The sequence below is a fragment of the Actinomycetospora termitidis genome (assembly GCF_030286555.1).
Taxonomy (GTDB): domain Bacteria; phylum Actinomycetota; class Actinomycetes; order Mycobacteriales; family Pseudonocardiaceae; genus Actinomycetospora; species Actinomycetospora termitidis.
Map to the genome: position 1 here is coordinate 1,202,232 of NZ_JASVWF010000001.1, position 26,093 is coordinate 1,228,324.

Here is a 26,093-nt window from a genome sequence, read left to right on the forward strand (position 1 = left end):
AGGGACCGCCATGACGAGCACCGAGACCGCGACGCTGCCCGGGACGCCGGCGAGCGCGGGGGCGGCCGTCGGCCCCGTCGTGCGCGTGCCCGAGCCGTTGGGGGAGCCGCCCGCGGGCCCCGCCGTGCCCGAGGACCGCCGCGAGGTCGAGGCCGCCCGCATCGCGCCCGCCGGGTCCGCCGTGTCGGCGCGGATGATGGACACGGCCGGGACGCCGGGCCTGGCCAAGGAGGTCTCGGACGTCCTCTACGCCACCGCGATGATGGCCGAGGACCCGTCCCTGCTCGAGGCGGCGCAGGAGCTGGTGCGCGACCACGGCACCCCGGCGCCGCGCGCGGTGTACGAGTCGGCCGCGCGTTTCGTCGCCGCCCTGCAGGCCGCCGGCGGGTACATGGCCGAGCGCGCGGGCGACGTGGCGGACGTCCGGGACCGCGTGGTCGCGGAGCTGCTCGGGGTACCCGCGCCCGGCGTGCCCGTGCTCGACGGGCCGTCGGTGCTGGTCGCGAAGGACCTCGCACCCGCCGACACCGCGACACTGGACCCGGCGACCGCGCTCGCGCTGGTCACCGTCGAGGGCGGCCCCACCAGCCACACCGCGATCCTCGCCCGGTCGCTCGGCATCCCCGCCGTCGTCGGCTGTCCCGGTGCGGCGGGCCTCGATGAGGGCACGCTGGTGCGGGTGGACGGCACGGTGGGCGAGGTCGTCGAGGTGCCCGCGGGTACGGCGGTCGGCGCCGACCTCGCCGCCGCGGGGCCGACGTCGGTCGCGGGCCCGGTCACCACGACCGACGGCCGGCGGATCGCGATCGTCGCCAACATCGCCGACGCGAAGGACGCCGCACGGGCGGCCGGGGTCGGCGCCGAGGGTGTCGGGCTGCTGCGGACCGAGCTGACGTTCCTCTCCGCCGCGACCGAGCCGACCGCCCAGGACCAGCGTGCCGGCTACGCCGCGACGATGGCCCCGCTCGCCGGGCGACCGATCACCCTGCGCACGCTCGACGCGGGCGCGGACAAGCCGGTGCCGTTCCTGAACATGGCGCCCGAGGTGAACCCGGCGCTGGGTGTGCGGGGTCAGCGGGTCTTCGACGAGGTCTCCGCGGCGCCGGACCGGGCGTCCGTCCTCGACCGGCAGCTCGCCGCGGCCGTCGGCGGTGCCGCCGACGCCGGCGTCGAGCTCAAGGTGATGGCCCCGATGATCTCCACCGCCGACGAGGCCCGGCGCTTCGTCGCGCGCGCCCGGGCGGCCGGGGTCGACCAGGTCGGCGTCATGATCGAGGTCCCGGCCGCGGTGCTCAACGCGCCCGAGCTGCTCGCCGAGGTCGACTTCGTCTCGGTCGGCACCAACGACCTCACGCAGTACGTCTTCGCCGCCGACCGGCAGTCCGGTCCGCTCGCGGCGTTCAACGACCCCTGGCAGCCCGCCGTCCTGCGGCTGCTCGACCAGCTCTGCCGGGCCGCGGAGATCACGGGCACCCCGGTCGGCGTGTGCGGCGAGGCGGCGGCCGACCCGGCGCTCGCGGTCGTGCTCGTAGGTCTCGGCGTGACGTCGTTGTCGGCGGCGGCCTCCGCACTGCCGGCGGTGGCCGCGCGGGTGGCGTCGGTGGACCTCGCGACCGCGCAGCGTGCGGCCCGGGTCGCCGTGGCCGCGCGCGACGTGGCCTCGGCGCGGGCGGCCGTGCGTGACGTCCTCGGGTAGTCAGGCGGCCTACCGCGTCCGGTGCGAGTGGGGGCCTGCCGGCGGGGCGCTGGTCGCGCGGGGTGCGGACGTCGCCGTGGTCGTCGACGTCTGCTCCTTCACGACGGCGACCTCGGTCGCCCTGGACCGCGGGATGGCCGTGATCCCGTCCGCCGTGCGTTCCGGTCCACCGGGCGTGGTGGTGGCGGGGCGCCGGTCGGAGGGCGGATTGTCGCTCTCGCCGGGCTCGATCCGCCGCGTGGATCCGGTGCCCGACCGGATCGTGCTGCCCTCGCCGAACGGCTCGTCGATCAGCGCCGCGCTCGCCGCCAGGGCATCGACGCTGGTTGCGGCATGTCTGCGGAACGCGTCGGCGGTGGGTGCGTGGTTGGCGGCGCGGCCGGGGTCGACCGTGGCCGTCGTGCCGGCGGGGGAGCGGTGGTCCGACGGCGGGCTGCGCCCTGCGGTCGAGGACCTGTGGGGAGCGGGAGCGATTCTGTCGACGCTGGTCGCGGCCGGTGTGGACGGGTTGTCGCCGGAGGCGCGGGTGGCCGTGGCGGCGTTCGAGGCGGTGCGCGCGGACCTGGGTGCGGAACTGCGCGCGTGCATCAGCGGGCGGGAGCTGATCGACGACGGTTTCGCGGACGACGTCGAGGTCGCGGCGGAGCTGGACGCGAGCGACGTGGTGCCGGTGCTCGTCGGGGGCGAGTTCCGCGCCGGTTGAGGTCGTGTGCGGGGCGCACACGGCGGGCGGGTCGCGGCTGAGTGCCGCTCGCGCATTGCGGGACGCACACGGCCGGTGGGCGGCGTGCGGCGGGACGCGTGCATTGCGGGACGCACACGGCGCGCGGGTCGAACTGAGCGCCGGACGCGCGTTGCGCGGCGCACACGGCCGTCGGACAGCTGCGGCGCGCCGTGTGCGGGGCGCAACAGTGGGATGGAGGTGGGCGACCTGGGTCCGCCGTGTGCGGGGCGCAACGCTGAGGTGGAGGTGGGTGACCTGGGGCCGCCATGTGCGGGACGCAACGGCAGGAGGCGTCCGCGGTCGGCGAGCGAGCACCTGCGGCGGTCTGCGCGGCTCGACCGGCGCCGGGAGTGCTCGGTGATCGTGGCCGTGCTGTCGAGAACCCGACCCTCGGCGTCGACACCTCCGGGAAGCCACTGCGACCCCGGGAGATGACCCATGGACCGTCCCGCCGTCTGGATCGACGTCACCGCCTCCGACGCCTCCGCGTCCCGCGCGTTCTACGGCGAGCTGTTCGGCTGGCGCATCGACGTCGACGAACAGCTCGACTACGGCCTCGTCGACGCCGGGGGCTCCCTGGCCGGCGGGATCGGGCAGGCGGGCGACGCGAGCCCGCACCCGGTCGGCGTCGTCACCTACGTCCCGGTCGAGGACGTGACCGCGGCCGTCGCCCGGGCCGAGGAGGCGGGCGGGTCCGTGCTCGTCGAGCCGTGGACCCTGCCCGGCCTGGGGACGATGGCCGTGGTCGGCGACCCGGACGGGAACCGGATCGGGCTGTGGGCGGCGCTATGAGCCGCACCGTTCCCGCAGGGTCGTGACGCCCGGGCCGGTCAGGTCCTCGCAGAACGCGCCGCGGCCGGCCATCGCCATGACCAGGGCGAGCGTGGGCCCGCTGACCAGGGGGCCGTCCCCGGTGGCGAACGGCCCGTCGGTCGCCTCCACCCGGAGTCCCGCGATGGCGGTCCGGCTGGGTACCGCGAAGTCACGCGAGGCGTAGAACTCGGCGACGACCGTGGCGACGTCGACCGGGGTGGAGGACCGGAGGTCGAGCGGACGACGGATGTCGGCGGCGTGCACGACGACCTCGCCGAGCCAGGCGGCGGTGAGCCGCATCGGCTGCACCGTCCAGTCGATCTTCGACCGGAAGATCGCCAAGGTCTCCGCGGGGGTCGCTCCGAGCTGCTCGTCCAGGCGCCGCCGGTTGTGCAGGGCGAAGTCGAAGCGCGCCCCGATCGCGGAGCGCAGCCAGCGGAACCGCCCGATGCTCGCGGCGGCGGAGAGGTGGGCGACGGTCTCCTCGATCGTCCACTCCGTGCACAGCGAGCGCGAGCGCCACTGGTCCTCGAAGAGGTGCTCGAGGTCGTCGGCGAGGGCGGCCCGCTCGGCGTGGATGAGCGGCCAGAGGTCCGTCGTCATGGTGGTCACGACGGTAGGACCGGACCCGCTGTCGGGAATCATCGCTCAGGCCAGCTCGGAGTCGCGGACCTTCTGCATCCCGAGGGCCATGCGGCGCTTGGCAGCCGGGACGCGGTCGACCAGGCGGAGACCGGTGCGCTGGGCGAGCACCGACAGCGGACCGATGACGGGACGGCGGGCGGTCCCGCGGTCGTTCATGAACTCCAGCGACTCGCGGACCGCCAGCGTGGAGTAGCGGCGCATGAGGTCCTCGTACTCGCCGACGGCCGCCGTCAGGGACAGGTCGCCGTCGCGGACCCGGACGAGGCGGTCGCGCAGCTCGCGCGCGTCGCGCAGCGCGGTGTTCGCGCCGGCGCCGCGACCCGGCGTCATGGTGTGGGCGGCGTCGCCGAGGAGGGTCACCGTGCTCGGCTCCCAGGTGGGCAGCGGGTCCGAGGTGCGGATCGACAGCGCGACGTTCGCGCCGTGGTCGGCCCCGGCGAGCAGGGCGCGCCAGCACGGCGACCAGTCGGCGGTGAGCTCGTCGGCGAGCGCGGTCAGGGCGGCGCCCTCGCGGTCCAGCAGGTCGGCGGGCGCGATCGAACGGGACGTCGTGATCGCCCAGGACACGTGGTCGGCGGTGTTGTCGAAGCGCAGGCCGGGCCAGCGCGACAGCAGCTCGCCCTCGCTGGACCCGATGCCCTCGCGGGGCGCGTGCCCGCCGTCCCACGGCATGCGCATGACGTGGGTGATGCCGAACTGCCCACGCCGGTCGAAGATCATGGAGAAGCCCTGCCGGGCGCGTTCGGGCAGCAGCGCCTCGGTCATCGGGGTGAGCGGGGTCTTCCCGCCGATCGCGACGAGGCCGGTCTCGGTCTGCGTCGCCTGCGGCAGGTACTGGCGACGCACCCGCGAGCTCGCGCCGTCGGCGCCGACCAGCAGGTCGCCCTCGTCGGTGGAGCCGTCGTCGAAGTGGGCGGTGACGCCGTCGTCGTGCTGCACGTAGTGGGTGAAGCGGCGGCCGAAGGTGATGACGTCCTCCATGCCCGTGAACAGGACCTGGCGCAGCGTCATGCGGCTGACGTTGTGCTCGCGGTCCTCCGGGCCGTCGCCGGTGTGGGGCAGCTCGTCGAGGCCGATCGAGACCAGCTCGCGGAACTGCTCGGTGTACATCCCGAGCCGGTCGTAGGGCGAAGCGGTGGTCGCGACGAAGGTGTCGAAGAGCTCCGGCGGCAGACACGCCCGCAGGGCCCGGGCACCGTTCGGCGAGATGCCGACGCGGTAGCCGTGCAGGCCGCTCGTGCGGGTGCGGTCGCGCTCGTGGACGGCGACGTCGAACCCGGCCCGGCGCAGGCCGTGCGCGAGGCACATCCCGCCGGTGCCGGCACCGACGATCAGGACGCGGAGGGGGCGGTCGGTCATGGTGGGTCTCCCGGCAGGTCCGTGGTCCAGGTCAGGGCGCCGGCGCGCAGGTCGTCGAGCAGCCCCTCGAGCCACGCGACGTCGGTCTCCAGGTGCGCGAGGGCGTACTCCTCCTCGACGAGCACCAGCCGCGGCAGCCGGCCGCGGACCCGGTCGAGCCCGTCGCGCACCGCGTCGCGCTCGGCGCGGCGGTCGGCCAGGCGCAGCTCGAGGGCGTCCCGGGCGATGTCCGCGGTGATCAACGGGAGGTAGGCCAGCGCCGCGGTGAACTCCCCGAACTCGTGACGGGGCGCGGTGAGCATGTCCAGCGTCCAGGTGATCGCGGTGTCGTGCCCGGACTCCGTGGCGGCGTAGACGGTGCGCTCGGGGTGGGCGGCGGGCCGCTCGGTGCCCTCCGCGACGAGCAGCCCGTCGCGGACGAGCCGGTCGATCGTCTTGTAGAGCTGCGAGCGCTGGCCGACGTTGACGACCTTGTCCTTGCCGCGCTCCCGGATCAGCTGCTGCATCCGGTACGGGTGCATGGGCTCCTCCACGGCGAGGGCGAGGACGGCGAGGGCGAGTCCGGATCGCTGGGTCATGGTGTCGACGACGTTAGTGTCGTCGACACTAAAGGACAAGAAGTCGCCGTGTCGACGCGGTCGGGCACGATGGACGGCGTGAGCAGCAGTGGTGAGCACCCCGTCCTCGTCGTCGACTACGGCGCCCAGTACGCGCAGCTCATCGCCCGGCGGGTGCGGGAGGCGCAGGCCTACTCCGAGGTCGTGCCGCACTCGATGTCGGTCGACGACATGCTCGCGAAGGACCCCGCCGCGATCGTGCTCTCCGGCGGGCCCGCGTCGGTGTACGCCGAGGGCGCCCCGAGCGTCGACCCGGCCCTGTTCGAGACGGGCGTGCCGGTCTTCGGCATCTGCTACGGCTTCCAGCTGATGGCCTCCGCGCTCGGCGGCACCGTGGCCCACACCGGCGACCGCGAGTACGGCCGGACCGAGCTGCACGTCACCGACCCGGGTCGGTTGCACGGCGACATCCCCGAGGCCCACCCGGTCTGGATGAGCCACGGCGACGGCGTGACGGTCGCCCCCGAGGGCTTCACGACGACGGCGTCGTCCCCCGGCGCGCCCGTCGCCGCGTTCGAGGACGTCGACCGACGCCTGGCGGGTGTGCAGTACCACCCCGAGGTCGGGCACTCGCCCCACGGCCAGCTGGTGCTCGAGCGGTTTCTGCGCGACGTCGCCGGGATCCGCACGGACTGGACGCCGGCGAACATCGTCGCCGAGACCGTGGAGGCGATCCGGGCGCAGGTCGGGCACGCGGGCCGGGCGATCTGCGGGCTGTCCGGCGGCGTGGACTCGGCGGTGGCCGCCGCGCTGGTCCAGCGCGCCATCGGTGATCGCCTGACCTGCGTTTTCGTCGATCACGGGCTGCTGCGCGAGGGTGAGCGCGGGCAGGTCGAGCGTGACTTCGTCGCGGCGACCGGGGTCGACCTCGTGACGGTGGACGCCGAGGAGGTGTTCCTGCGCGAGCTCGCCGACGTCGTCGACCCGGAGGAGAAGCGCAAGATCATCGGCCGGGAGTTCATCCGGTCGTTCGAGGGCGCGGCCCGCGACCTCGCCGAGGGCGAGGGGGTCGACTTCCTCGTCCAGGGCACGCTGTACCCGGACGTCGTCGAGTCCGGCGGCGGCTCCGGCGCCGCGAACATCAAGTCCCACCACAACGTCGGCGGGCTGCCCGACGACCTGCAGTTCTCGCTGGTCGAGCCGCTGCGGGCGCTGTTCAAGGACGAGGTCCGGGCGGTCGGCACCGAGCTCGGGCTGCCGGAGTCGATCGTGCAGCGCCAGCCGTTCCCCGGGCCCGGGCTGGCGATCCGGATCATCGGGGCGGTCTCGGCGGACCGCCTGGCGACCTTGCGCCGGGCCGACGCGATCGCCCGCGAGGAGCTCTCGGCGGCGGGGCTGGACCGCACGATCTGGCAGTGCCCGGTGGTGCTGCTGGCCGACGTCCGCTCGGTCGGGGTCCAGGGCGATGGCCGCACCTACGGGCACCCGGTGGTGCTGCGGCCGGTGTCCAGCGAGGACGCGATGACGGCGGACTGGACCCGGGTGCCCTACGAGACCCTGGAGCGCATCTCCACGCGCATCACCAACGAGTGCGCCGAGATCAACCGCGTCGTGCTGGACGTGACCAGCAAGCCGCCGGGCACGATCGAGTGGGAGTAGTCGTCCGGGCACGCACCGAGTCGATCGTGGACAAGGGTGCGCGAGCGGGTGTGCGCTGTCCGGGTGACGATCCGGACGAGTCGTCCGTTCGTCGGGCGGCGCACTGAACTGAGCGTGGTCGCGGCCGCCGTGGCGGCGGCGCGACGCGGCACGCCCGGCATCGTCCGGATCGCGGGGGCTGCGGGCCTGGGCAAGACGTCGTTGATCGCCGCGGCGCTCGAGCGGGCGGCGCCGGCGACCGTGCTGCGCGCGAGCGGCGAGGAGTCCGAGTCGACGCTGCCCCTGGGCGTCGTCGACCAGCTCACCGCGGGTCTCCCGCCCGCGGTGCTCGACCGGTACCCGCTGGTCGGGGACCGGCGCGCGGGCAGCGCCGATCCGACGGCCGTGGGCGGGGAACTGCTCGCGGCGCTCGGCGCGGTCGGCGGCGAGGACCCGGTGCTGCTCGTCGTGGACGACCTGCAGTGGGCCGACGACGCCTCGGTCCGGGCGCTGGTGTTCCTGCTGCGCCGCCTGCGCCACGACCGGCTCGTGGCCCTGCTGGGGTGGCGGTCGCCGGACCCCCTCGGCGGCCCACCCGGTCGTGGCGACCGCGACGACCGGTGGGAACGCCTCCTCGACTCCGCCCCCGGCGCGTACCGCCTGGACCTCGACGGCCTCGCGCCCGCCGAGCTGTCCGAGCTCGCCGCGGTGCTCGGGCGTCCGCTGGGATCCACCGGCACCGCGGAGCGGCTGCACGCGCGCACCCGCGGTCACCCGCTGCACGCCCGGACGCTCCTCGAGGACCTGCCGGGCAACGTGCTGGCCGCGACGACCACCGACGTCCTGCCCGCACCACGCTCCCTCGACGGGGCCGTCCTCGCCCGCCTCGCCCGGGTCGGCCCGGACGCGCGCGCCCTGGTCGTCGCGGCCGCGGTGCTCGGGGAGACCTGTGCCCTCGCGGTCGCCGCGACCGTTGCCCGGACCGTCGAGCCGGGCGTGCTCGAGGGACCCGACGCGGTCGCGGACGCGCTCGACGAGGCCGTCGTCGCCGGGCTGCTGGAGGAACGGGGCGTTCTCGGGCAGGTCGGGTTCGTGCACCCGCTGCTGCGGGCGGCCGTCCACGGTGACCACCCGCCGGCACGTCGCCGCCGGCTCCACCGCGTCGCCGCGGGTCACGTCGCGGGGCGCGCCGCTCTCGCCCACCGGATCGCGGCGGCCGCCGGGCCCGACGACGAGCTGGCCGCGGACCTGGAGCGGGCAGCCCCGGGGGCGTCCGCGCTCGACGCCGCGGACCTGCTGCGCGCCGCGGCGTCGCTCTCCTCCGACCCCGCCGCCCGGGCGCGACGGACGTGCGCGGCGGTCGGCGGGTTGCTCGCGGCCGGTGAGGTCGGGCGCGCGGGGGACGCGGAGCCCGACGTCGCGGCGGCCCCGCCGGGCCCGGTCCGGGACGGGCTGCTCGGGCGCCTCGCACTCCTGCGGGGACGGTTCGCGGCGGCCCGTCCGCTGCTCACGGCGGCCGCGGCGGACGACGACCACCGTGCCCGGCTGACCGCCGCGGCCGACCTCGCCCTGCTCGCGGCCCTGGAGGGACGTCCGGCGGAGGCGGTCGACCGGGCCGGCGCGTGCCTTGCCGACCCGGACGGCGGGTCGGGTGTCCGCCGCCCCGCGGGCTTCGCGCTGGTCCTCGGGCTGGCCGCGCAGGGTCGGCTCGCCGAGGCCCACGCGGTGCTCGACGTCGCGGCGGGCACCCCGGGGGCGAGGACCCGCGGCCACGCCGACGTCCTCGTCGCGCGGGGGCTCCTCGCCGCGGCGGCCGGTGACGACGCGGTCGCCGAGGCGCTGCTCGCGGAGGCGTCGGACCTCGCCCGCGGCGGAACCCGGGTGCGCATGGCGACGATCGCCGCCGGCACCCTCGCCGCCGTCCGTGACCGACTCGGCCACGCCGACGGGCTCGACGCTGCCGAGCTCGCCGTCGCCTCCGCCCGGGACGCCGGCCAGGGGTTCGCCGAGGCGCTCGTGCGTGGGCACGCGGCACAGATGCACGCCGTGCGGGGCGACGTCGCCGCGGCGCGGGCGCACCTCGCGGTCGCGGCGGAGGTCGGCGCCCCGTGGTGGGGGTCGGTCATCACCCACGCGACCGCCGGGGCGCTCGTCGGCGTGGTGGAGGACGACCCGACCGCGGTCCTGCGCGCCCTGGACCCCGTCCTGCGTCCGGACGTGCTCGCCCTCGCCGACGGTGTCGGCGCCCGGGCCCCGCGGGTGCTGCAGGCCGAGGCGCTGCTGCGGCAGGGACGTCTCGGGGACGCCGCGGCGGCCCTGGACCTGCCGCCCGGCTCCCCGCCCGGCGCGGTCGACGTGGACGTCGCCCGGCTCCGGGGCCTGCTCTGCGGGGCGCGCGGCGACCCCGCCGCGGCACGGCGGGCCCTCGAGGACGGGCTCGCCCTCGGCGTCGAGGCGCCCCTGGCGACGGCCCGGCTGGAGACCGAGCTCGGCCGGCACCTGGTCGAGGCCGGCGAGCGCCGCGCCGGCGTCGACCTGCTCCGCCGCGCCCGCGACCGGCTCACCGCCCTCGGCGCGGCCCCCTTCCTCGCGACCTGCGAGGCGCTCCTGCACGCCGCGGGACTCACCCCGTCCCGCGCGGAGGAGGCACTCGGGCTCACGCCGCACGAGGACGCGGTCGTCGCCCTCGTCGTGCGGGGCCTGACGAACCGCGAGGTGGCGCGGGAGCTGTTCGTCTCCCCGCGCACGGTCGCCTACCACCTGTCCAACGTCTACGCGAAGCTCGGCGTCACCTCCCGGGCCGGGCTGCGGGACCGGGCCGCCGCCCCGGCGCGCTGACGGTCCGGAGCGCGACGGTCACCACCGGTCGGCTGGAAGGCCGACTGGGGGGGGGCGGCCGGGTCGGCCCGGCCGGCCGCGGCCGCACGCTCGTCGGCATGCGGGTCACCCTCGACATCACCCGGTCCCGGGACGGCCGCCTCGAGGGCACGGCCGCCACCGACACCGGGGACGAGCAGCCGTTCTCGGGCACGCTCGACCTCCTGCGTGTCCTGGAGGACCTGGAGCCGTCCCCGCGACCCGAGCCCGGGGAGGCCCGGTGAGGGGCGAGGCGCGGCTCGCGGCGGGCTCGGGCCTGCTGTTCGTCGTCCTGTTCGTCACGGCGATGGTCCTGCTCGCGCGGGCGCCCCACCTCGACGACCCGGACTCCGCCTACACCGCCTTCTACGCCGCCGGCGGGGACACCCTGTTCGTCGCGCTCGGGCTCTACCTCGTGCCGCTCGCCGGGATCGCGTTCCTCTGGCACATGACCGCGATCCGCTCGATGCTCGACACGCTCACCCCCCGGCCGTCCGGGATGGCCCACGGGCTGAACCTGCTGGCGGGCACGATCTTCGTGACGATGCTGTTCGCCGGCACCGCCGCCGTGGGCGCGACGGCGTTCGCGGCCTCCCGCGGCGGGCCCCCGACCGTGGACCCGGGCACGGCCCGCGCCCTCACCGCCGTCGGGTACGGCCTCGTGTTCGTCTTCGCCGTCCGCGGCGCCGGCATGTTCGTCCTCACCACGACGACGCTGCTGCACGCCGGCGGCGTGCTCGGCCGCGCGTGGGCCGTCGTCGGGTGGCTGCTCGGCGCGTTCCTGCTGCTCAGCGTCACGAACCATCCCGCCGCCCTGCTCGTCCTCCCGGTCTGGGTGGTGCTGGTCGCCGTCGCCGTCCTGGTCCACCGCGCGCCCGCGCCGGACCCCGCCCCCGTTCCCACGCCCGTCGTCGAGTCCTGAAGGAGCCCGCCGTGGCCATCCCCGACCGTCCCGAGGGCGCCCGCCCGATCCCCGGTCCGAAGCCCCTCCCGCTGATCGGCAACCTGCGCGACCTGCCGTCCGGCCGGACGATGCAGCGCCTGCTCGAGCTGTCGACGCAGTACGGGCCGATGTTCGTGCTGCACGCCGCCGACGGACCCCGCTACATCGCGTCCGGCCTGGAGATGATCGACGACCTCTGCGACGACACCCGGTTCGTGAAGTACGTCGGGGCCGGGCAGCGCGAGCTGCGCAAGACCCAGAGCTCGGCGGGACTGTTCACCGCGGACTCCGACGACCCGATGTGGCGCAGCGCCCACGACATCCTGCTGCCGGCGTTCTCGCAGCGAGCCATCCGCGCCTACGTGCCGCTGATGGTCGACATCGCCGACCAGCTGCTGCTCAAGTGGGAGCGCCTCAACCCGGGCGAGTCGATCGACGTCACCGGCGACATGACCCGGCTGACCCTCGACACGATCGCGCTGTGCGGCTTCGGGTACCGGTTCAACTCGTTCTACCGCGACACCCAGCACCCGTTCGTCGGCGCGATGATGGGCGCCCTGAACGAGAGTCAGGCCCGCCAGCGCATCCCTCCGGCCGTCGTGCGGATGCGCCGGGGCGCGCAGCGGGCGCTCGAGGCGGACATGCAGTTCATGCAGGACACGGTGCAGCAGATCCTGTCCGAGCGCCGCGCCTCCGGCGAGCCCGGGGACGACCTGCTGGGCCACATGCTCGTCGGGACGGACAAGGAGGGGCGGCCGCTGCCCGACGACAACATCGTCTCGCAGTGCATCACCTTCCTGGTCGCCGGCCACGAGACCACCAGCGGGCTGCTCTCGTTCGCGATCTCCTACCTGTTGAAGGCGCCCGATGTGGTGGCGCGGGCGCAGGCCGAGGTCGACGAGGTCCTGGGTACGGACCTGTCCGCCGCGCCCACCGCGGCGCAGATCGGGAAGCTGACCTACGTCACGCAGATCCTTGAGGAGACCCTGCGGCTGTGGCCGACCGCGCCGGCGTTCACGCGTCAGCCCCTCGAGGACACCACGGTCGGCGGCTTCGAGTTCCGCGCCGGCACCCCGATCGTCGCGGCCTCGATCGCGCTGCACCGGAACACCGACGTCTGGGGCGACGACGCCTGGGAGTTCGACCCCGACCACTTCGCGCCCGAGCGGCGCGAGGGCCGCCCGCCGAACGCCTACAAGCCCTTCGGCTCCGGGGTGCGGGCCTGCATCGGGCGCCAGTTCGCGCTGCAGGAGGCGATCCTGGTGCTGGCGATGGTGCTGCAGCGCTTCGAGTTGGTCGACCACGCGGACTACCGGCTCCGGATCCAGGAGAGCCTGACCCTCAAGCCGGACGGGCTGACGATCCAGGTGCGGCCGCGGGCGGGGCGCACGCGCGGTGGACCGGTGACGAGCCGCCCGGAACCCGCACCCGTCGTCGAGGAGTCCGCTCCGGTGGCCGACCGGCACGGCACCCCGCTGCTGGTGCTGTTCGGGTCGAACCTCGGGGCGGCCGAGGACATCGCCACCCGCATCGCGCGGGACGGCACCGACCGCGGCTGGGCGACGATGCTCGCCCCGCTCGACGACCGCGTCGGGTCGGTGCGGATGGGCGAGGCCTCGCCGTCCCGGGCCGACCTCCCGGCCGAGGGCGCCGTCGTCGTCGTGACCGCGTCGTACAACGGGCTGCCGCCGGACAACGCCACCGCGTTCTGCGACTGGGTCCGTGGTGACCGGGCCGACGCCGCCGGGGTGCGCTACACCGTGTTCGGCTGCGGCAACCGCGACTGGGCCTCGACCTACCAGGCGGTGCCGACCCTGATCGACGACCGGCTCGCCGCCGCCGGGGCGGAACGCGTGTACCGACGCGGCGAGGGCGACGCCCGCGGCGACTTCGACGGCCAGTTCCACGACTGGTACGCCGGGCTGTGGGACGCGCTGGGCACGGCGTGCGGCGTCGCGGCCGTCGATGCCGAGGCGGCGGGCGGCCCGCGGCTGCGGGTGTCGCTGGAGAACCGCCGCGGAGGGAGCCCGGTCGTCCGGTCGTTCGCGGCGGTGCCCGCGACGGTCGTCGTGAACCGGGAGCTGACGGCGCGGGCGGGCACCCCGGGCGGTCGGTCGGTGCGCCACGTGGAGATCGCGCTGCCCGCCGGGACGACCTACCGGGCGGGGGACCACCTCGGGGTGCTGCCGCGCAACGACGTCGGGCTGCTGAACCGGGTCATGGCGCGCTTCGGGCTCGACGCGGGCCAGTACGCGACGCTCTCGGCGCCCGGCGGGGCCCCGACGCACCTGCCCACCGGGGAGCCCTACCCGTTGCTCGCGATCCTCGCCGGGTGCGTGGAGCTGCAGGACGTCGCCACCCGGCCGCAGATCACCGCCCTCGCGGCGTCGATGCCGCCGGGCCCGGTGCGCGAGGACCTCGCGGCCCTGGCGGGGACCGACGACGGGGCCCGCGCCCGCTACCGCGAGCAGGTCGGGCGGCCGCGGGTGACGTTCCTGGAGCTGGTCGAGCGGCACCCGGAGGCGTCGATCGGGTTCGCGGAGTTCCTCGACCTGCTGCCGGCCCTGCGGCCGCGCTACTACTCGATCTCCTCCGCGCCGTCGGTGTCCGACGAGGCGTCGCTGACGGTCGGGGTGCTCGACGAGCCCGCCCGCTCCGGGGAGGGCCGCTACCGCGGCACCTGCTCGACGCACCTGGCCGCGGCACCCGAGGGCGGGACGGTGTTCTGCCTGGTGCGGGAGCCCTCGATCGCCTTCCGGCCGCCCGAGAACCCGCACCGCCCGATGCTGATGGTGGGCGCGGGGACCGGGATGGCGCCGTTCCGCGGCTTCCTGCAGGACCGGGGCGCGCTCGCGGCCCGCGGGGTGCCGATCGCGGAGTCCCTGCTCGTGCTCGGCTGTCGCGACCCCGAGGACGACCTGCTCTACGCCGACGAGCTCGCCCGGTACGACAAGGACGGCGTGGCCCGGCTCGTGACGGCGTGCTCGCGGGTCCCGGGCCACCACCGCTACGTCCAGGACGCGCTGGCAGCGGAGGCCGACGCGGTGTGGGCGCTGCTGCAGTCCGACGCGGTGGTCTACGTGTGCGGCAACGCGGCCACGATGGCGCCGGGCGTCCGGGCGGCGCTGGCTGACGTCTTCCGGACGCGGACGGGCGCCGGGGACGCCGACGCCGAGGCCTGGTTCGCGGGGCTGCGCGCGCAGGGCCGCTACCTCGAGGACATCTGGGGGGAGACCGCGGTGGTGTAGCGCCGGGCCGGGCGCCCGGCGAGGATGGAGCACCATGGCGACGACGATCTTCTCCGAGATGTCCGCGTTGGCCGTGCAGTACGACGCGATCAACCTCGGCCAGGGCTTCCCCGACACCCCCGGGCCCCGGGAGGTCGTCGACGCCGCCGTCGCCGCCATGCACCGCGGGCAGAACCAGTACCCGCCCGCCGTCGGGGTCCCGGCGTTGCGCGAGGCGATCTGCCACCACCAGCAGCGCTTCTACGGGATCGACCTGGACCCGGCGTCGCAGGTCGTGGTGTGTGCCGGGGCGTCGGAGGCGCTGTCTTCGGCGCTGGTGGCGCTCGTCGGCGCCGGCGACGAGGTGATCGCCCTCGAGCCGTTCTACGACCTGTACCAGGCGGCGTCCGTGCTGGTCGGGGCAGCCCTGGTGCCGGTGCGGATCAGCGCCCCGGACTTCCGGCTGGACCCGGAGCTGCTCCGGGCGGCGGTCACCGAGCGGACGAAGGTCATCCTGCTCAACTCCCCGCACAACCCGACCGGCGCGGTGCTCTCGCGCGACGAGCTGCAGGCCGTCGCGGACGTGGCGATCGAGCACGACCTGATCGTCCTCACCGACGAGGTCTACGAGCACCTGCTGTTCGACGACGAGGTGCACGTCCCGATCTCGACGCTGCCGGGCATGGCGGAGCGGACGGTCACGGTCTCGTCGGCGGGCAAGACGTTCTCGGTGACCGGCTGGAAGATCGGCTGGGCGACGGGGCCGGCGGAGCTGATCGAGAAGGTGCTCGGGGTCAAGCAGTGGTTCTCGTTCGCCTCCGGGACGCCGCTCCAGTACGCCGTCGCCGTCGGGCTGGAGCTGCCCGACGACCGGTTCGCGACGATGGGTCGGGAACTCCAGGCCAAGCGCGACCTGCTGACCGACGGCCTGCGTGAGCTGGGCATGGAGGTCTACCACTCGAAGGCGACGTACTTCGTGACGGCGGACATCGCGCCGCTGGGCGAGACCGACTCGCTGGAGTTCTGCCGCTCGCTGCCCGCGCGCGTGGGGGTGGCCGCCGTGCCGAACCAGGTGTTCCACGCGTCGCCGGAGGGGGTCGAGACCCAGGTGCGGTTCGCCTGCTGCAAGCGCGACGAGGTGCTCGCCGACGCGCTGCTGCGGCTGCGGAAGTTGTGAGGACCGGGGTCGTCGACCTCCTGTGGCGACACCCGACGGTGGTGGTCGTGCTGGTCCCGCTGCTGGCCTTCGGCATCCCCGGGACGATCGGCTACCTCATGGGGCGCCAACCCGACCGTCCGGCGGCCGAGCGGCTGGTCGCCGAGCAGATGTCGGCGCGCTATCGCGCCGCGATCACGGCCTCCTGCGACGACCCGGACCGGAGCGGGTGGCGGTGCACGTTGCGCGACTCGGCCGGCAACCGGGGGTGGTGGTACCGCGCGCGCTTCGTCGACGACTGCGGTGCCCGCTTCTGCGAGCCGACGCGGGAGTACGACGACCATCGCTTTCCGGTGCTCGACGCACGGGGCGTGCAGGTCGAGACCCTGCCCTACCCCGACCCCGGGTCCACCCGCGCCGACACCGTCGACGACGCGGTGTTCCGCGGCAACCAGGCGCGCGAGCCGGACTACCGCCCGTACTCCGTCCAGTGCCCCGACCCCGTCGGGACGAGCCCGGTGCCCTGCCGGACGTCGGGCGTCGCCCTCGAGGCCAGCGCCCGCACGAACGACACGGGCGGCTACGAGCTGACGGTCCGGTGGGCGCTCGCACCCTGACAATATCTTGGTCGCCGAGATAATATGGTGGCATGGGGACGAGCGTGGTGGTGGTCGGCGGCGGACCGGGCGGGGTGCTGCTGACGTACCTGTTGGCGCGGGGCGGGGTCGAGGTGACGCTGCTCGAGGCGCGGCACGACTTCGCCCGGCGCTTCCGGGGTGACACGCTCGCGCCCGGGGTCCTGGAGTACCTCGACGACCTCGGGCTGGCCGACGACCTGCTCGCCGAGGTCCCGCACACCCGCTCGGACGCGTTCCGCTGGCACACCCCGGAGCGCACGTACCGGCTGCTGGACTACCGCGGCGCCTCGTCGCGGTTCCCGTTCTACGCGCTGATCCCGCAGGCCCGGTTCCTGCCGTGGCTGGCCGCGAAGGCGGAGGGGTTCGGCGCCGTCGTGCGGATGGGTGCCCGGTTCTCGGACCTCGTCCGCGACGGCGACCGCGTGACCGGCGTGCGCTACACCGTCGACGGCGAGGCCCACGAGCTCGCGGCAGACCTCGTCGTCGGCGCGGACGGCCGGTCGTCGAAGGTCCGTACCGCGGCCGGGATCGAGGCCACGGAGCTGGGTGCGAGCCTCGACCTGCTGTGGGCCGCGGTCGACCAGCACGACGACGACCCGCCGTCCTCCGGGCTCGACCTCTTCGCGCGTCCCGGCGGCACGGTGGCGCTGCTCGACCAGGGCACCGGGCAGTGGCAGGTCGGCTGGTCGATCCCCGCCGGGACGTTCGCGCAGGTGCGGGAGGCGGGCGTGGACCCACTGATCGACGCGCTCGGCGCGGTCCTGCCGTGGCTGGCCGACCGGGTCCGGGCGGGCGTCGGCAGCGTGAACGACCTGACGTTGCTGCCGGTCCGCATCACGACGGTGGACACCTGGTCGAGGCCCGGCGTCGTGCTCCTCGGCGACGCGGCGCACGTGATGAGCCCGGTCGGCGGCAACGGGATCAACCTGGCACTCGCCGACGCGGCGGAGCTGGCCAACCTCGTCGTCACCGGGGGCGACCCGGCCGAGCTGGAGCGGCGCCGCCGACCCACCGTGGAGGCCGAGCAGCAGCGCCAGGTCCGCACCGAGCGGGCGGCCGCGGGGCGCAACGCCGCGGGGGACACCGCGCCGCCGACGGTGCTGCGCGTGCTGTCCGCGATCCCCGGGTTCTCCCGCCTCGCCGCGCGGCGGTCCCGGGTCCCGATGGCGGCGCCGGTGCCGGCGATCGCGAACGCCTGACACGTCGTGTCAGCAATGGCCCGTTCCTGACGTCAGGTGTGCGAACGGCGCCATCCTGACGTCACGTGTCAGCAATGGCTCAGTGCTGACGAACGGCGGCCGCCCAGCACCACCGTCCCCACGACGAGCACCGGCACCAGTGCGACGGGACCGGCGAAGGCGAGCACGACCGTGACCACCACACACGCGGCCGCCGCCGCGACGCGGACGCCTCCGGTCAGGAGGCGGACACCGGCCGCCGTGGCGGCGACGTACACCGCGAGGAAGAGGACGGTCGGGATCGCGACGAGCGTGGTGGTGCTCCACCATCCGGTGCCGGTGCCGACCAGCAGCACCACCCCGACCGCCGCGACCCCGACCGGGAGGCGGCGGGCGAGCGCCGGGCCGGACACCTCCGTCGTCATCGCGGCGGCGCCGGTCAGGTAGGCGTTCGTGGCCGCGAGGGTGAGGGCGACGGCGGCGACCGCGGCCACCAGGGCGCCGGCGGGCCCGACGCCGGTCGCGAGCAGGTCCGCGACCGGGGTCGGGCTCCCCGCCCGCGGGCCCAGGACGCCGACCGTCGCGCCGGCCAGCGCGAGGTAGAGCACCGACGTCACGACGAAGGCGGCCGCGATCACCCGGGGCAGCTGACCACGCGGCGAGCGCAGGCGCGCCGTCAGCGGGGACACCGCCTCCCAGCCGACGAACGACAGCATCAGCACCGAGCTCGCCGTGCCGACCGCGACCCAGCCGTGCGGGGCGAACGGCGTCCAGTGCCCGGCCCGTGCGTGCGGGGCCGCGGCGAGCACGGCCACGGCCACGAGCGCAATCAGCACGCCGACGAGCCCCAGCTGGACGCGCGCGGACGAGCGCCCGCCGGAGGCGGTCAGCGTCACGACGAGCAGGAGCAGGACGGCGGCGAGGGCCGTGGTCATCCCGGGTCCGCCGCCGAGCGGCCGCGCCGCGTAGGACGCGCCGATCAGGCACACGACCGGCGCCCCCAGGACGGCTCCCCCGAGGAAGCAGACCGCGACCGCCCGCTCCGCGCGCGGGCCGAACGCCGCCCCGGCGAATCCCGCGGCGCCAGACCGCCCCGGGTACGCGCGCCCGAGCGCCCCGAACACCGTCGCGAGCAGCCCGGACAGCAGGAGCAGGCCGCCCCAGGCGACGGTCGACGCCGGGCCGGCGACCTCGGCGGCGAGGCCGGGCAGGAGGAGCACGCCGGGCCCGAGCAGGGCGCCGACGTAGAGGGTGACCGCTCGCGGTGTCGTGAGTTCGTCCATGTCCACGACGATCGCGCGCGGCGCGGCGCATCCGCTGCCGAATCCATCGGCATCCGGGCTGATCGGCGCAATGATCCGTCAGTATCCGGCCACTAGGCTGCACGACGTGCCGGAGGAGGAGTTCGACAAGATCGACCGCACCATCCTGACGATCCTGCAGCGCGAGGGCCGGATCGCGAACGTGGAGCTGGCCGAGCGGGTGTCCCTGTCGCCGTCGTCGTGCCTGCGCCGCACCAGGGCGCTCGAGGCGGCCGGACTGATCAGCGGGTACCGGGCCGAGCTGGACCGGACGCGGGCCGGTCTCGGGATGACGGTGTTCATCTCGCTGCGGGTCGACCAGCACTCCCGCCGGACGTCGCGCGCGATCGAGGACGCCCTGACCGCGATCCCGGCGGTGATCGCGTGCCACGTCGTGAGCGGGGACGCCGACTTCCTCGTCGAGGCGGTCGTGCCCGACTTCGCGGCGTACGAGTCGATGCTGCTCGACCAGGTCCTCGCGGTCGACGCGGTCACCGACGCCCGGTCGACCTTCGCGATCCGCACCGTGCTGTCGCGCGGACCGCTGCCGGTCGACCGGGTCCGGTGACGCCGGACCCGCCGTCAGGAACGGACGTACAGGCGCGGGGCCGCCAGCGCGGTGAGCGTCGTGATCAGCGCGATCACCACCAACAGCAGGCCCGGCCCCCAGGACGAGCCGCCGGCGAGCGCGAGCGTGCCGGTCGCGGCGAGCGGGACGAAGCCGGAGGCGACGCCGGCGACGTTCGCGGCGAGCGCGATGCCCGAGTACCGCAGGCGCGCGGGGAAGAGGTGGGCGAGCAGGTCGCCGGAGACGGCGTAGGGGATCGACAGCAGCGCGACGCCGACCGTCACCGCGAGGATCACCAGGACCGCGTTCGTCGTGTCGATCAGCCAGAACATCGGCAGGGCGCCGAGCGCGGAGGCGATCCCGCCGACCACCGTCACCCGCGCCGCGCCGAAGCGTTCGCCCAGCCGGCCGCCGACGAGCAGGACGACGATCTCTACCGCGGCCGCCACGAGCGTCGCGGTGAGGATCAGCGAGCGCGGGACGCCGAGCTCGGCGGTGGCGTAGCTGATGACGAAGGTCGTCACGAGGTAGAAGCCACCGACCCCGAGGAAGGCGGTGCCGGCGCCGACCAGCAGGGCGGGCCACGCCCGGCGGACCACCTCGAGCACCGGCGACGACGCCCGCGCGTCCTCGGCCAGCAGCTGCGCGAACAGCGGCGACTCCTCGACCCGCCGGCGCAGGTAGAGCGCGACGAGCAGCAGCGGGAACGCGGCCAGGAACGGCAGCCGCCAGCCCCAGGCGTCGAAGTCCTCCGGCGGCAGCAGGGCGACCACCAGGAACGCGCCCGACGAGAGCAGGGTGCCGATGGGCGAGCCGACCTGCGGCATCGCGGCGTAGCGCCCGCGCTTCTCGGGCGGCGCGTGTTCGACGGCGAGCGTCACCGCGCCGCCCCACTCCCCGCCGACCGCGATGCCCTGCAGCAGCCGCAGCGCGGTCAGCAGCACCGGTGCGGCGACGCCGATGTCGACGTAGGTGGGCAGCAGGCCGATCAGCCCGGTGACGACGCCGATCATGACCACGGTGACGATCAGGCAGGTGCGCCGCCCGATCCGGTCGCCGAGGTGGCCGAACAGGATGCCGCCGACCGGGCGGGCGAGGAAACCGACGGCGAACGTCGCGAACGCGCCCGCCGTGGCCGCGGCCGGGTTGCCGGAGACGAAGAACAGCCGGTTGAACACCAGCGACGCGGCGGTGCCGAAGAGGAAGAAGTCGTACCACTCCAGCGCGGTGCCGACGAACGCGCCGAACGCCACGCGGCGGGCGTCGCGTTCGGTGACCGTCGGGCGGGACGTCAGGTCGTGCTCGGTCACGGGGACCTCCTGGTGATCAGTCCAGCCCGAGGGCGGCGGCGCCGTGGGTGGGCTCGCCCTCGAGCAGGGTCGCGACGACCTCGGTGTCGCCGATGCGGTCCGGGTCGATCGCGGTGACGTCGTCGCCGAGCACGACCAGGTCGGCGTACTTCCCGGCGGCGAGCGACCCGCGGAGGGCCTCGTCGCCCGCGATCCAGGCGGTGTCCACGGTGAGCGAGCGCAGCGCCGTCACCGGGTCGACGCGCTCGTCGGGGCCGATCAACCGTCCCGACGACGAGCGGCGGGTCACCATCGCGGCCATCGTGCGGAGCGGGTGGCCGTCGGCGACGCACGGCCGGTCCGACGACGACGGAACCCGGACGCCGGCCCGCAGGAACGACGCGTGCCGGTAGAGCAGGTCGGTGCGGTCGCCGACGGCGGCGGCCATCGAGTCGCCGATCTCGACGAGGAACCGCGCCTGCGGTACCGGCGTGATCCCCAGGGCGGCGAAGCGCTGGACCTCCTCATCGGACACGACGCCCGCGTGCTCGATCCGGTGCCGGACGGTCGGGCGGGGCAGGCGGGCCTGCGCGTCCGCGAACGCGTCGAGTCCCATCGCCACCGCGCGGTCGCCGATCGCGTGCGCGGCCACCGTCCACCCCGCGAGGTGTGCGCCGACGATCATGTCGTGCATGTGGCCGGGGTCGTCCTGGTAGTAGCCGGCGTGGTCGCGGTCGACGAACGGCTCGCCCATCGCGGCGGTCCGCGAGCTCAGGGCCCCGTCCAGGAAGATCTTCATTGGCCCGAGACGCAGGCGGTCGTCGCCGAATCCGGTCCGCATCCCGAGGTCGATCCCGACACCCTCACCCCCGGCGACCTCGTGCAGCGCCGCGTCCACCGGCATGACGACGACCCGCTGGGTGAGCAGCCCCTGCTCGCGGGCCAGCTGGTAGGCGCCCAGCTCGCGCGGGGTGCGGCCCATGAACCCGGCCGCGATGCCGCACTCCGTGACCTGCGTGAGGCCCTGCGCGGCGTACACCGCGGACGCGCGGCCCAGGGCCTCGGCGACGTCCGGCACGGCGTAGGGCCGCATCAGGTCCGCGATCAGCGGCTGCGCGGCCTCCTCGACGACACCGGTGGGCGCGCCCTCGTCGTCCAGCACGATCTTCCCGCCCTCGGGCGCGGTGACCGTGCCGGACAGGATCCCGGCCCGGCGCAGCGCCTCGGTCGACGCCGCGCACACGTGCCCGGAGCGGTGCTGCAGGCGCACCGGGCGGCCCCCGGCGGCGCGGTCGAGCGCGGCGTGGTGCGGGGAGCCGCCGAGCAGCACGTCGTCGTAGCCGGAGCCGACGACGAACGCGTCCGGCGGCAGCTCCGCGGCCCGCTGCGCGACCGCGTCGTAGACCTCGTCGAGCGTGCGCATCCCCGCGAGGTCGATCTCGGCGAGGGTCTGGCCGTACCAGGCCATGTGGTTGTGGGCGTCGCCGAACCCGGGCACCACCGTGGCTCCCGCGGCGCCCACGGTCCGCCGCGCGGTGATCCCCGCCGGCAACGACCCGTCGTCCAGGACGGCCAGCACCCGGCCACCGTGGACCGCCAGTCCCCGCGCGGTCCGGCCGAGGCCGTCCCCGTCGAGGGTCAGCACGGCGGCGTCGTGCAGGTGCAGGTCGATCTCCACGGAACTCCTCAGGCGAGATGGTGCAGACGCGTCAGCGGCAGGTCGCGGGCCGCGTCGATGCGGGGTTCCAGCGGGACCTCCTCGCCGTCGACGCGGACCGGGCTCGGCTCCCCCGGCAGCTCGACGACGGGGGTGGCCGTGTTGTGCAGCATGTCCGCGCTGCCCAGTCCGCGTGAACCCCCGACGCGCAGGTAGGACGGTCCCGACGGCAGGTCGGTCGCGCCGACCCCGACGAACAGGTGCGCGAGCCGGGTCGGGGCCCCGCCGCGCCCGCCGTGGAAGGCCCGCATCCGCCGCGGCTGCCCGAGCCGGGTCGAGCCGGAGCCGGAGCCGGCCGCGCCGAAGGCGACGAAGCCCGACGTCAGGACCAGCTCGGGGGAGGTGCCGAACCACGCCGGGGACCACAGCACGACGTCCGCGAGCCGCCCCGGCGCGAGCGACCCGACATGCGCCGCGAGCCCGTGCGCCCGGGCCGGGTTCTCGGTCAGCTTGGCGAGGTACCGCAGCACGCGGGCGTTGTTCGCGACGTCGGGTCCGGTCTCCCCGGCGAGCACGGCGTTCACGTGCGCGAGCTGCCAGCACCGCCGCACGGTCTCCCCGATCCGGCCCATGCCGAGGGCGTCGGAGTTGACGATCGAGATCGCGCCGAGGTCGTGCAGGGCGTTCTCGGCGGCGATCGCGTGCTCGCGGATGCGGGAGGCGGCGATCGCGAGGTCGGAGTCGACGTCGGCGTGCGCGCGGTGCACCGTGCGGGTCATCGGGCCGAGCTCGGCGACGGTGGCCGCGGTCAGCGGCAGCGTCGGGGTCGTGGAGGAGCACAGGACGTGCGGTTCGCGGACGACCTGGAGCAGGTCGGGATGCCCACCGCCGCCCTCCACGTGGTAGGCGTGTACGGTCCTCCCGCCGACGGCGGACAGGGTGTCGGCGAGGAACCCGGACTCGTTCAGCGTGTCCGTGTGCAGGGCGACCGGCAGGTCGGCCGCCTCGGCGACGGACAGGCAGGTGTCGACGGCGTCCGGGCCCGCGCCCCAGTCCTCGTGGACCTTGAACCCGCCCGCGCCGGCCTCGACGGCCGCCTCGATGAGCGCCGGGGAGGACGTCGAGCCGCGCGCGAGGAAGGCGGCGTTGACCGGAGCCGCCGACCACGACGCCATCAGCGTGTGCAGGTTGGTCGCCGGGTTCGCCCCGACGTCCCACACCCCGCCGATGCCCATCCCGACCAGCGTCGTCACGCCGGTCGCGAGGGCGGCCGGAGCGAGGTCGGCGTTGGAGAGGTGCACGTGCGAGTCGACCGCGCCCGGCGTCGCGATCAGGCCCTCGCCGGGGACCATCGCGGTGTGGGCGTCGACGACGAGGTCCACGCCCGCGACGACGTCCGGGTTGCCGGCCCGCCCGATCCCGACGACCCGGCCGTCCTTCACGCCGATCGAGGTCTTGCGGACGCCGAGCAGCGGGTCGATCAGGAGGACCCCGAGGATCACGAGGTCGAGGGCCGAGTCCCGCCCGGCGCGGCCGGTGACGAGGGCGCCGTACCGGGCGGTCTTGCCGCAGCCGCCGAGCATCTCCTCGCCGTGCTCGACGTCGTCGGCCTCCACCTCGACCCACAGTCCGGTGTCGCCGAGCCGGACCCGGTCGCCCGTGGTGGGGCCGTAGCGGCGGGCGTAGTCGCGGCGATCCATGGCAGTCACGGGCTCAGCTCCACGATCTCCACCCTGCGGTGCTCGTCCGGTGCGACCCGCAGCGCGGTGCCGGCGGGGACGTCGAGGCGCCACCGGCCCGGTGGGGTGGTGACGACGAGCGCGGGGTTGAGGGCGTCGAGGGGGACGTGGGAGGAGACCCAGACGTCCAGCCGGCCGGTGTTGTGCAGCGTCGCCTCCGCCCGCTCCCGCCCGGGCGCGAGGACGACCTCGCCGTCGCCGACCCGCACCGCCCCGGCGTCGTCGTCGCCGGGGGAGCCGAACGGGGCGTCGACGTGCACGAGCGCGGTGCCGTGCGGGAAGAGGGCCTCGACCTGCACCGACGGCACGGCGGCGGCGGCCCCGTCGAGGATCGAGGACGGGTCGACGAGGTGGCGGGCCCGGGCCACCACCTCGTCGTGGGCCATCCCGTCCCACGCCATCTCGCACACCTCGTCGCACACCAGCGCGACCGCCTCGGTGACCCCGAGCCGCGCCCCGCGGGCGAGGCGGCGGCGGGCGAGGTCGGCCGCGGCGGCCAGCAGGAGCCGTTCGTGCTCGCGCGGGGTGAGGTGCACGTCGGAGGTTCTACCCCCGGACGCGCCGCCCGCCGACCCGGCGTGCGCCGGCGAGCAGGGCCCCGCCGCCGATGACGACGGCGGCCGCGGCCAGGACCCAGCGCGGGTCGACGGCCACGAGGACGGCGGGGGCGGCCATCGCGAGCGCCGCCACCGCGACGCTGACCAGCCCGACGAGCAGGGCGATCAGGCTCGGTCCCCGTCGGGCCGGCGCCGCGGGGGCCTCCCCGGCGGCCTCCGGGCGGTCGGCGTCGGCGTGCACCGTGTACGGCTGCTCGGGGGTCCGCCAGGCCTTCGGGTCGAATCCGGACTCAGCCACGACGCACCGCCACGTCCCCGACGCCGTTGCGGACCTGCAGGTCGATCACCGGTCCGCCCGGACCGTCCGGCCCGAGGTCGACCAGGCCCGTCACCGCGTTGCCGGTCCGGCCGAGGCAGTCCATGTCGCCCAGCCCGTGCGCGCAGGTCACGGTGACGTCGGCGGTGGCGGGCACGGTGACCGTCAGGTCGCCCGCCCCGGACTCGACGCTCGTGCGGATCGGCGGCCCGCCGGGGGCGAGGCGGGACAGGTCGAGGTCCACGTCGCCGAGGCCGGTGCGGTACCCGGGGAGGACCTGGGCGGCCGCGACCGGGGTGGCGACGACGTCCCCGACGCCCTGCTGCTCGCCCGAGAAGCCGCCGTCGTCGCCGGGCCCCCGGGAGACGGCGACCGATCCGATGACGGTGGCGATCAGCAGCGGGATCGCGACGAACACCAGGCCGCGGCGCGAACAGCCGGCGGGCCGGGAGCGCAGCGAGCCGACGACCAGGCCGAGCCCGACGACGCCCAGCGCGGCCGCCGGCACCCACACCCCGGTGACGCCGGGGACGCCGAGCAGCAGCGCGACACCGGCGAGGCCGGCGGCGAGCAGCGCGAGGGCCAGGGTCACGGGGGTGAGGACCGAGCGCGGCCCCCGTTCCACGGGCGGCGCGGGCGCGGGCGGTGCCGCGGTCGGCAGGCGCCACGACCGGGGGTCGGCACCGAGCGCGTCCCACGCCACCGGCACGGACGACTCGTCGGGACGGGAGAACGCGACCGGCGCGACACCGGGCGTGCCCGGGACACCGAGGTCGGAGCGCCCGGTGTGCAGCAGGTACACCGCGACCGCGGCGACGCCGAGCGCGACCAGCGTCATGACCCGGCCGGAGAACGCCGGGGCGAGCGTGGCGATCGCGGCGATCACCGTCGCGATCACGACGAGCGTCGGGGCCTTCCCGCGATGCCCGGCGCCGAACGCGCGGTCCCGGCGGACCGGGTCCGCGGGATCGGACGGGAGCACCAGCCACCCCAGCAGGTAGAGCAGCACGCCGCCCCCGACGATCGCCCAGACGACGAACGCGACGCGCACCAGCGTCGGGTCGAGGGCGTAGCGGCGGGCGATCGCCCCCGCGACCCCGGCGACCTTCGTGTCCTCCTGACGGCGGGCGGGCCGGGTCTCCCACACCCCCCGTGCGACGGACGCGACGTCCGTCCCGTCCTTGACTCCTGCCCCGCTCATGAGGCCCATCCTCTCGGTTCTGCGCCGGTGACGGC

The 26,093-nt window shown here is 75.6% G+C and carries 22 protein-coding genes; 12 read left to right on the top strand and 10 right to left on the bottom strand.

Going from position 1 to position 26,093, the window contains the following annotated elements; genetic code table 11:
• Positions 1-10: 10 nt before the first annotated feature.
• From QRT03_RS06010 to QRT03_RS06020, 3 genes are all read left to right on the top strand, one after another.
• Positions 11-1,696: a putative PEP-binding protein gene (locus QRT03_RS06010; RefSeq protein WP_286051580.1), complete on the top strand. Its 1,686-nt coding sequence runs from the start codon at positions 11-13 to the stop codon at positions 1,694-1,696.
• Positions 1,680-2,399 carry a 2-phosphosulfolactate phosphatase gene (locus QRT03_RS06015; protein ID WP_286051581.1) on the top strand — a complete coding sequence of 240 codons (720 nt, stop codon included), beginning with the start codon at positions 1,680-1,682 and terminating at the stop codon, positions 2,397-2,399. Before QRT03_RS06010 ends, QRT03_RS06015 begins: the two co-directional genes overlap by 17 nt.
• A gap of 459 nt (positions 2,400-2,858) precedes the next feature.
• A complete protein-coding gene (locus QRT03_RS06020) occupies positions 2,859-3,212 on the top strand; it encodes a VOC family protein (protein WP_286051582.1) in 354 nt (117 codons plus the stop codon).
• Here QRT03_RS06020 and QRT03_RS06025 read toward each other — a convergent pair.
• The 3 genes from QRT03_RS06025 to QRT03_RS06035 are packed head-to-tail and all read right to left on the bottom strand — an operon-like array spanning position 3,207 to position 5,815.
• Complete coding sequence (locus QRT03_RS06025; RefSeq protein WP_286051584.1) at positions 3,207-3,836, bottom strand: maleylpyruvate isomerase family mycothiol-dependent enzyme; 630 nt, start codon at positions 3,834-3,836, stop codon at positions 3,207-3,209. The two genes, QRT03_RS06020 and QRT03_RS06025, sit on opposite strands and share 6 nt — an antisense overlap.
• 45 nt (positions 3,837-3,881) lie before the next feature.
• The gene (locus tag QRT03_RS06030; protein ID WP_286051585.1) at positions 3,882-5,237 is read right to left on the bottom strand and encodes an FAD-dependent oxidoreductase; all 1,356 of its coding nucleotides are present in this window, start codon (positions 5,235-5,237) and stop codon (positions 3,882-3,884) included.
• A complete protein-coding gene (locus QRT03_RS06035) occupies positions 5,234-5,815 on the bottom strand; it encodes a PadR family transcriptional regulator (protein ID WP_286051586.1) in 582 nt (193 codons plus the stop codon). The genes QRT03_RS06030 and QRT03_RS06035 overlap by 4 nt, the downstream gene beginning before the upstream one ends.
• A 69-nt stretch (positions 5,816-5,884) precedes the next feature.
• On the opposite strand from QRT03_RS06035, the gene guaA reads away from it, so the two are divergent.
• The 8 genes from guaA (at position 5,885) to QRT03_RS06075 (ending at position 17,451) form a co-directional block, all read left to right on the top strand.
• Positions 5,885-7,453 (top strand): glutamine-hydrolyzing GMP synthase, encoded by a 1,569-nt coding sequence (guaA, locus tag QRT03_RS06040; RefSeq protein WP_286052077.1) that lies wholly within the window; start codon positions 5,885-5,887, stop codon positions 7,451-7,453.
• Positions 7,454-7,516: 63 nt separating this feature from the next.
• Positions 7,517-10,270, top strand: coding sequence for an AAA family ATPase (locus tag QRT03_RS06045; protein ID WP_286051587.1), 2,754 nt, complete (start codon positions 7,517-7,519; stop codon positions 10,268-10,270).
• 98 nt (positions 10,271-10,368) lie between these two features.
• Positions 10,369-10,533 carry a hypothetical protein gene (locus QRT03_RS06050; RefSeq protein ID WP_286051588.1) on the top strand — a complete coding sequence of 55 codons (165 nt, stop codon included), beginning with the start codon at positions 10,369-10,371 and terminating at the stop codon, positions 10,531-10,533.
• Entirely contained in the window at positions 10,530-11,210 is a 681-nt protein-coding gene (locus QRT03_RS06055) for a hypothetical protein (protein WP_286051589.1), read from the top strand. The genes QRT03_RS06050 and QRT03_RS06055 overlap by 4 nt, the downstream gene beginning before the upstream one ends.
• An 11-nt stretch (positions 11,211-11,221) precedes the next feature.
• Positions 11,222-14,479: a bifunctional cytochrome P450/NADPH--P450 reductase gene (locus QRT03_RS06060; RefSeq protein WP_286051590.1), complete on the top strand. Its 3,258-nt coding sequence runs from the start codon at positions 11,222-11,224 to the stop codon at positions 14,477-14,479.
• Positions 14,480-14,513: 34 nt separating this feature from the next.
• Positions 14,514-15,635 (top strand): aminotransferase class I/II-fold pyridoxal phosphate-dependent enzyme, encoded by a 1,122-nt coding sequence (locus tag QRT03_RS06065; protein ID WP_286051591.1) that lies wholly within the window; start codon positions 14,514-14,516, stop codon positions 15,633-15,635.
• A gap of 47 nt (positions 15,636-15,682) precedes the next feature.
• Positions 15,683-16,231, top strand: coding sequence for a hypothetical protein (locus QRT03_RS06070; protein ID WP_286051592.1), 549 nt, complete (start codon positions 15,683-15,685; stop codon positions 16,229-16,231).
• A gap of 32 nt (positions 16,232-16,263) precedes the next feature.
• A complete protein-coding gene (locus QRT03_RS06075; RefSeq protein WP_286051593.1) occupies positions 16,264-17,451 on the top strand; it encodes an FAD-dependent monooxygenase in 1,188 nt (395 codons plus the stop codon).
• Positions 17,452-17,519: 68 nt separating this feature from the next.
• Here QRT03_RS06075 and QRT03_RS06080 read toward each other — a convergent pair whose 3' ends face one another.
• On the bottom strand, positions 17,520-18,713 hold the full coding sequence (locus QRT03_RS06080) for an amino acid permease (RefSeq protein WP_286051594.1): 1,194 nt from the start codon (positions 18,711-18,713) through the stop codon (positions 17,520-17,522).
• Positions 18,714-18,819: 106 nt separating this feature from the next.
• Here QRT03_RS06080 and QRT03_RS06085 point away from each other — a divergent pair, with 106 nt between their 5' ends.
• Positions 18,820-19,299 carry an Lrp/AsnC family transcriptional regulator gene (locus tag QRT03_RS06085; protein ID WP_286051595.1) on the top strand — a complete coding sequence of 160 codons (480 nt, stop codon included), beginning with the start codon at positions 18,820-18,822 and terminating at the stop codon, positions 19,297-19,299.
• 14 nt (positions 19,300-19,313) lie between these two features.
• Here the strand turns inward: QRT03_RS06085 and QRT03_RS06090 are convergent, their stop codons facing one another.
• Genes QRT03_RS06090 through QRT03_RS06115 form a run of 6 tightly spaced genes read right to left on the bottom strand, consistent with a single transcriptional unit; the run spans position 19,314 to position 26,058 of the window.
• Positions 19,314-20,609, bottom strand: a complete 1,296-nt coding sequence (locus QRT03_RS06090; RefSeq protein WP_286051596.1) for an MFS transporter — start codon at positions 20,607-20,609, stop codon at positions 19,314-19,316.
• Between the two features lie 16 nt (positions 20,610-20,625).
• Positions 20,626-22,266 carry an amidohydrolase gene (locus QRT03_RS06095; protein ID WP_286051597.1) on the bottom strand — a complete coding sequence of 547 codons (1,641 nt, stop codon included), beginning with the start codon at positions 22,264-22,266 and terminating at the stop codon, positions 20,626-20,628.
• A gap of 8 nt (positions 22,267-22,274) precedes the next feature.
• On the bottom strand, positions 22,275-23,945 hold the full coding sequence (locus QRT03_RS06100) for an urease subunit alpha (protein WP_286052078.1): 1,671 nt from the start codon (positions 23,943-23,945) through the stop codon (positions 22,275-22,277).
• Positions 23,946-23,950: 5 nt separating this feature from the next.
• On the bottom strand, positions 23,951-24,520 hold the full coding sequence (gene ureA, locus QRT03_RS06105) for an urease subunit gamma (protein WP_286051598.1): 570 nt from the start codon (positions 24,518-24,520) through the stop codon (positions 23,951-23,953).
• Between the two features lie 10 nt (positions 24,521-24,530).
• Positions 24,531-24,839, bottom strand: coding sequence for a hypothetical protein (locus QRT03_RS06110; protein ID WP_286051599.1), 309 nt, complete (start codon positions 24,837-24,839; stop codon positions 24,531-24,533).
• Positions 24,832-26,058 (bottom strand): PspC domain-containing protein, encoded by a 1,227-nt coding sequence (locus QRT03_RS06115; protein ID WP_286051600.1) that lies wholly within the window; start codon positions 26,056-26,058, stop codon positions 24,832-24,834. Before QRT03_RS06115 ends, QRT03_RS06110 begins: the two co-directional genes overlap by 8 nt.
• Positions 26,059-26,093: the final 35 nt, after the last annotated feature.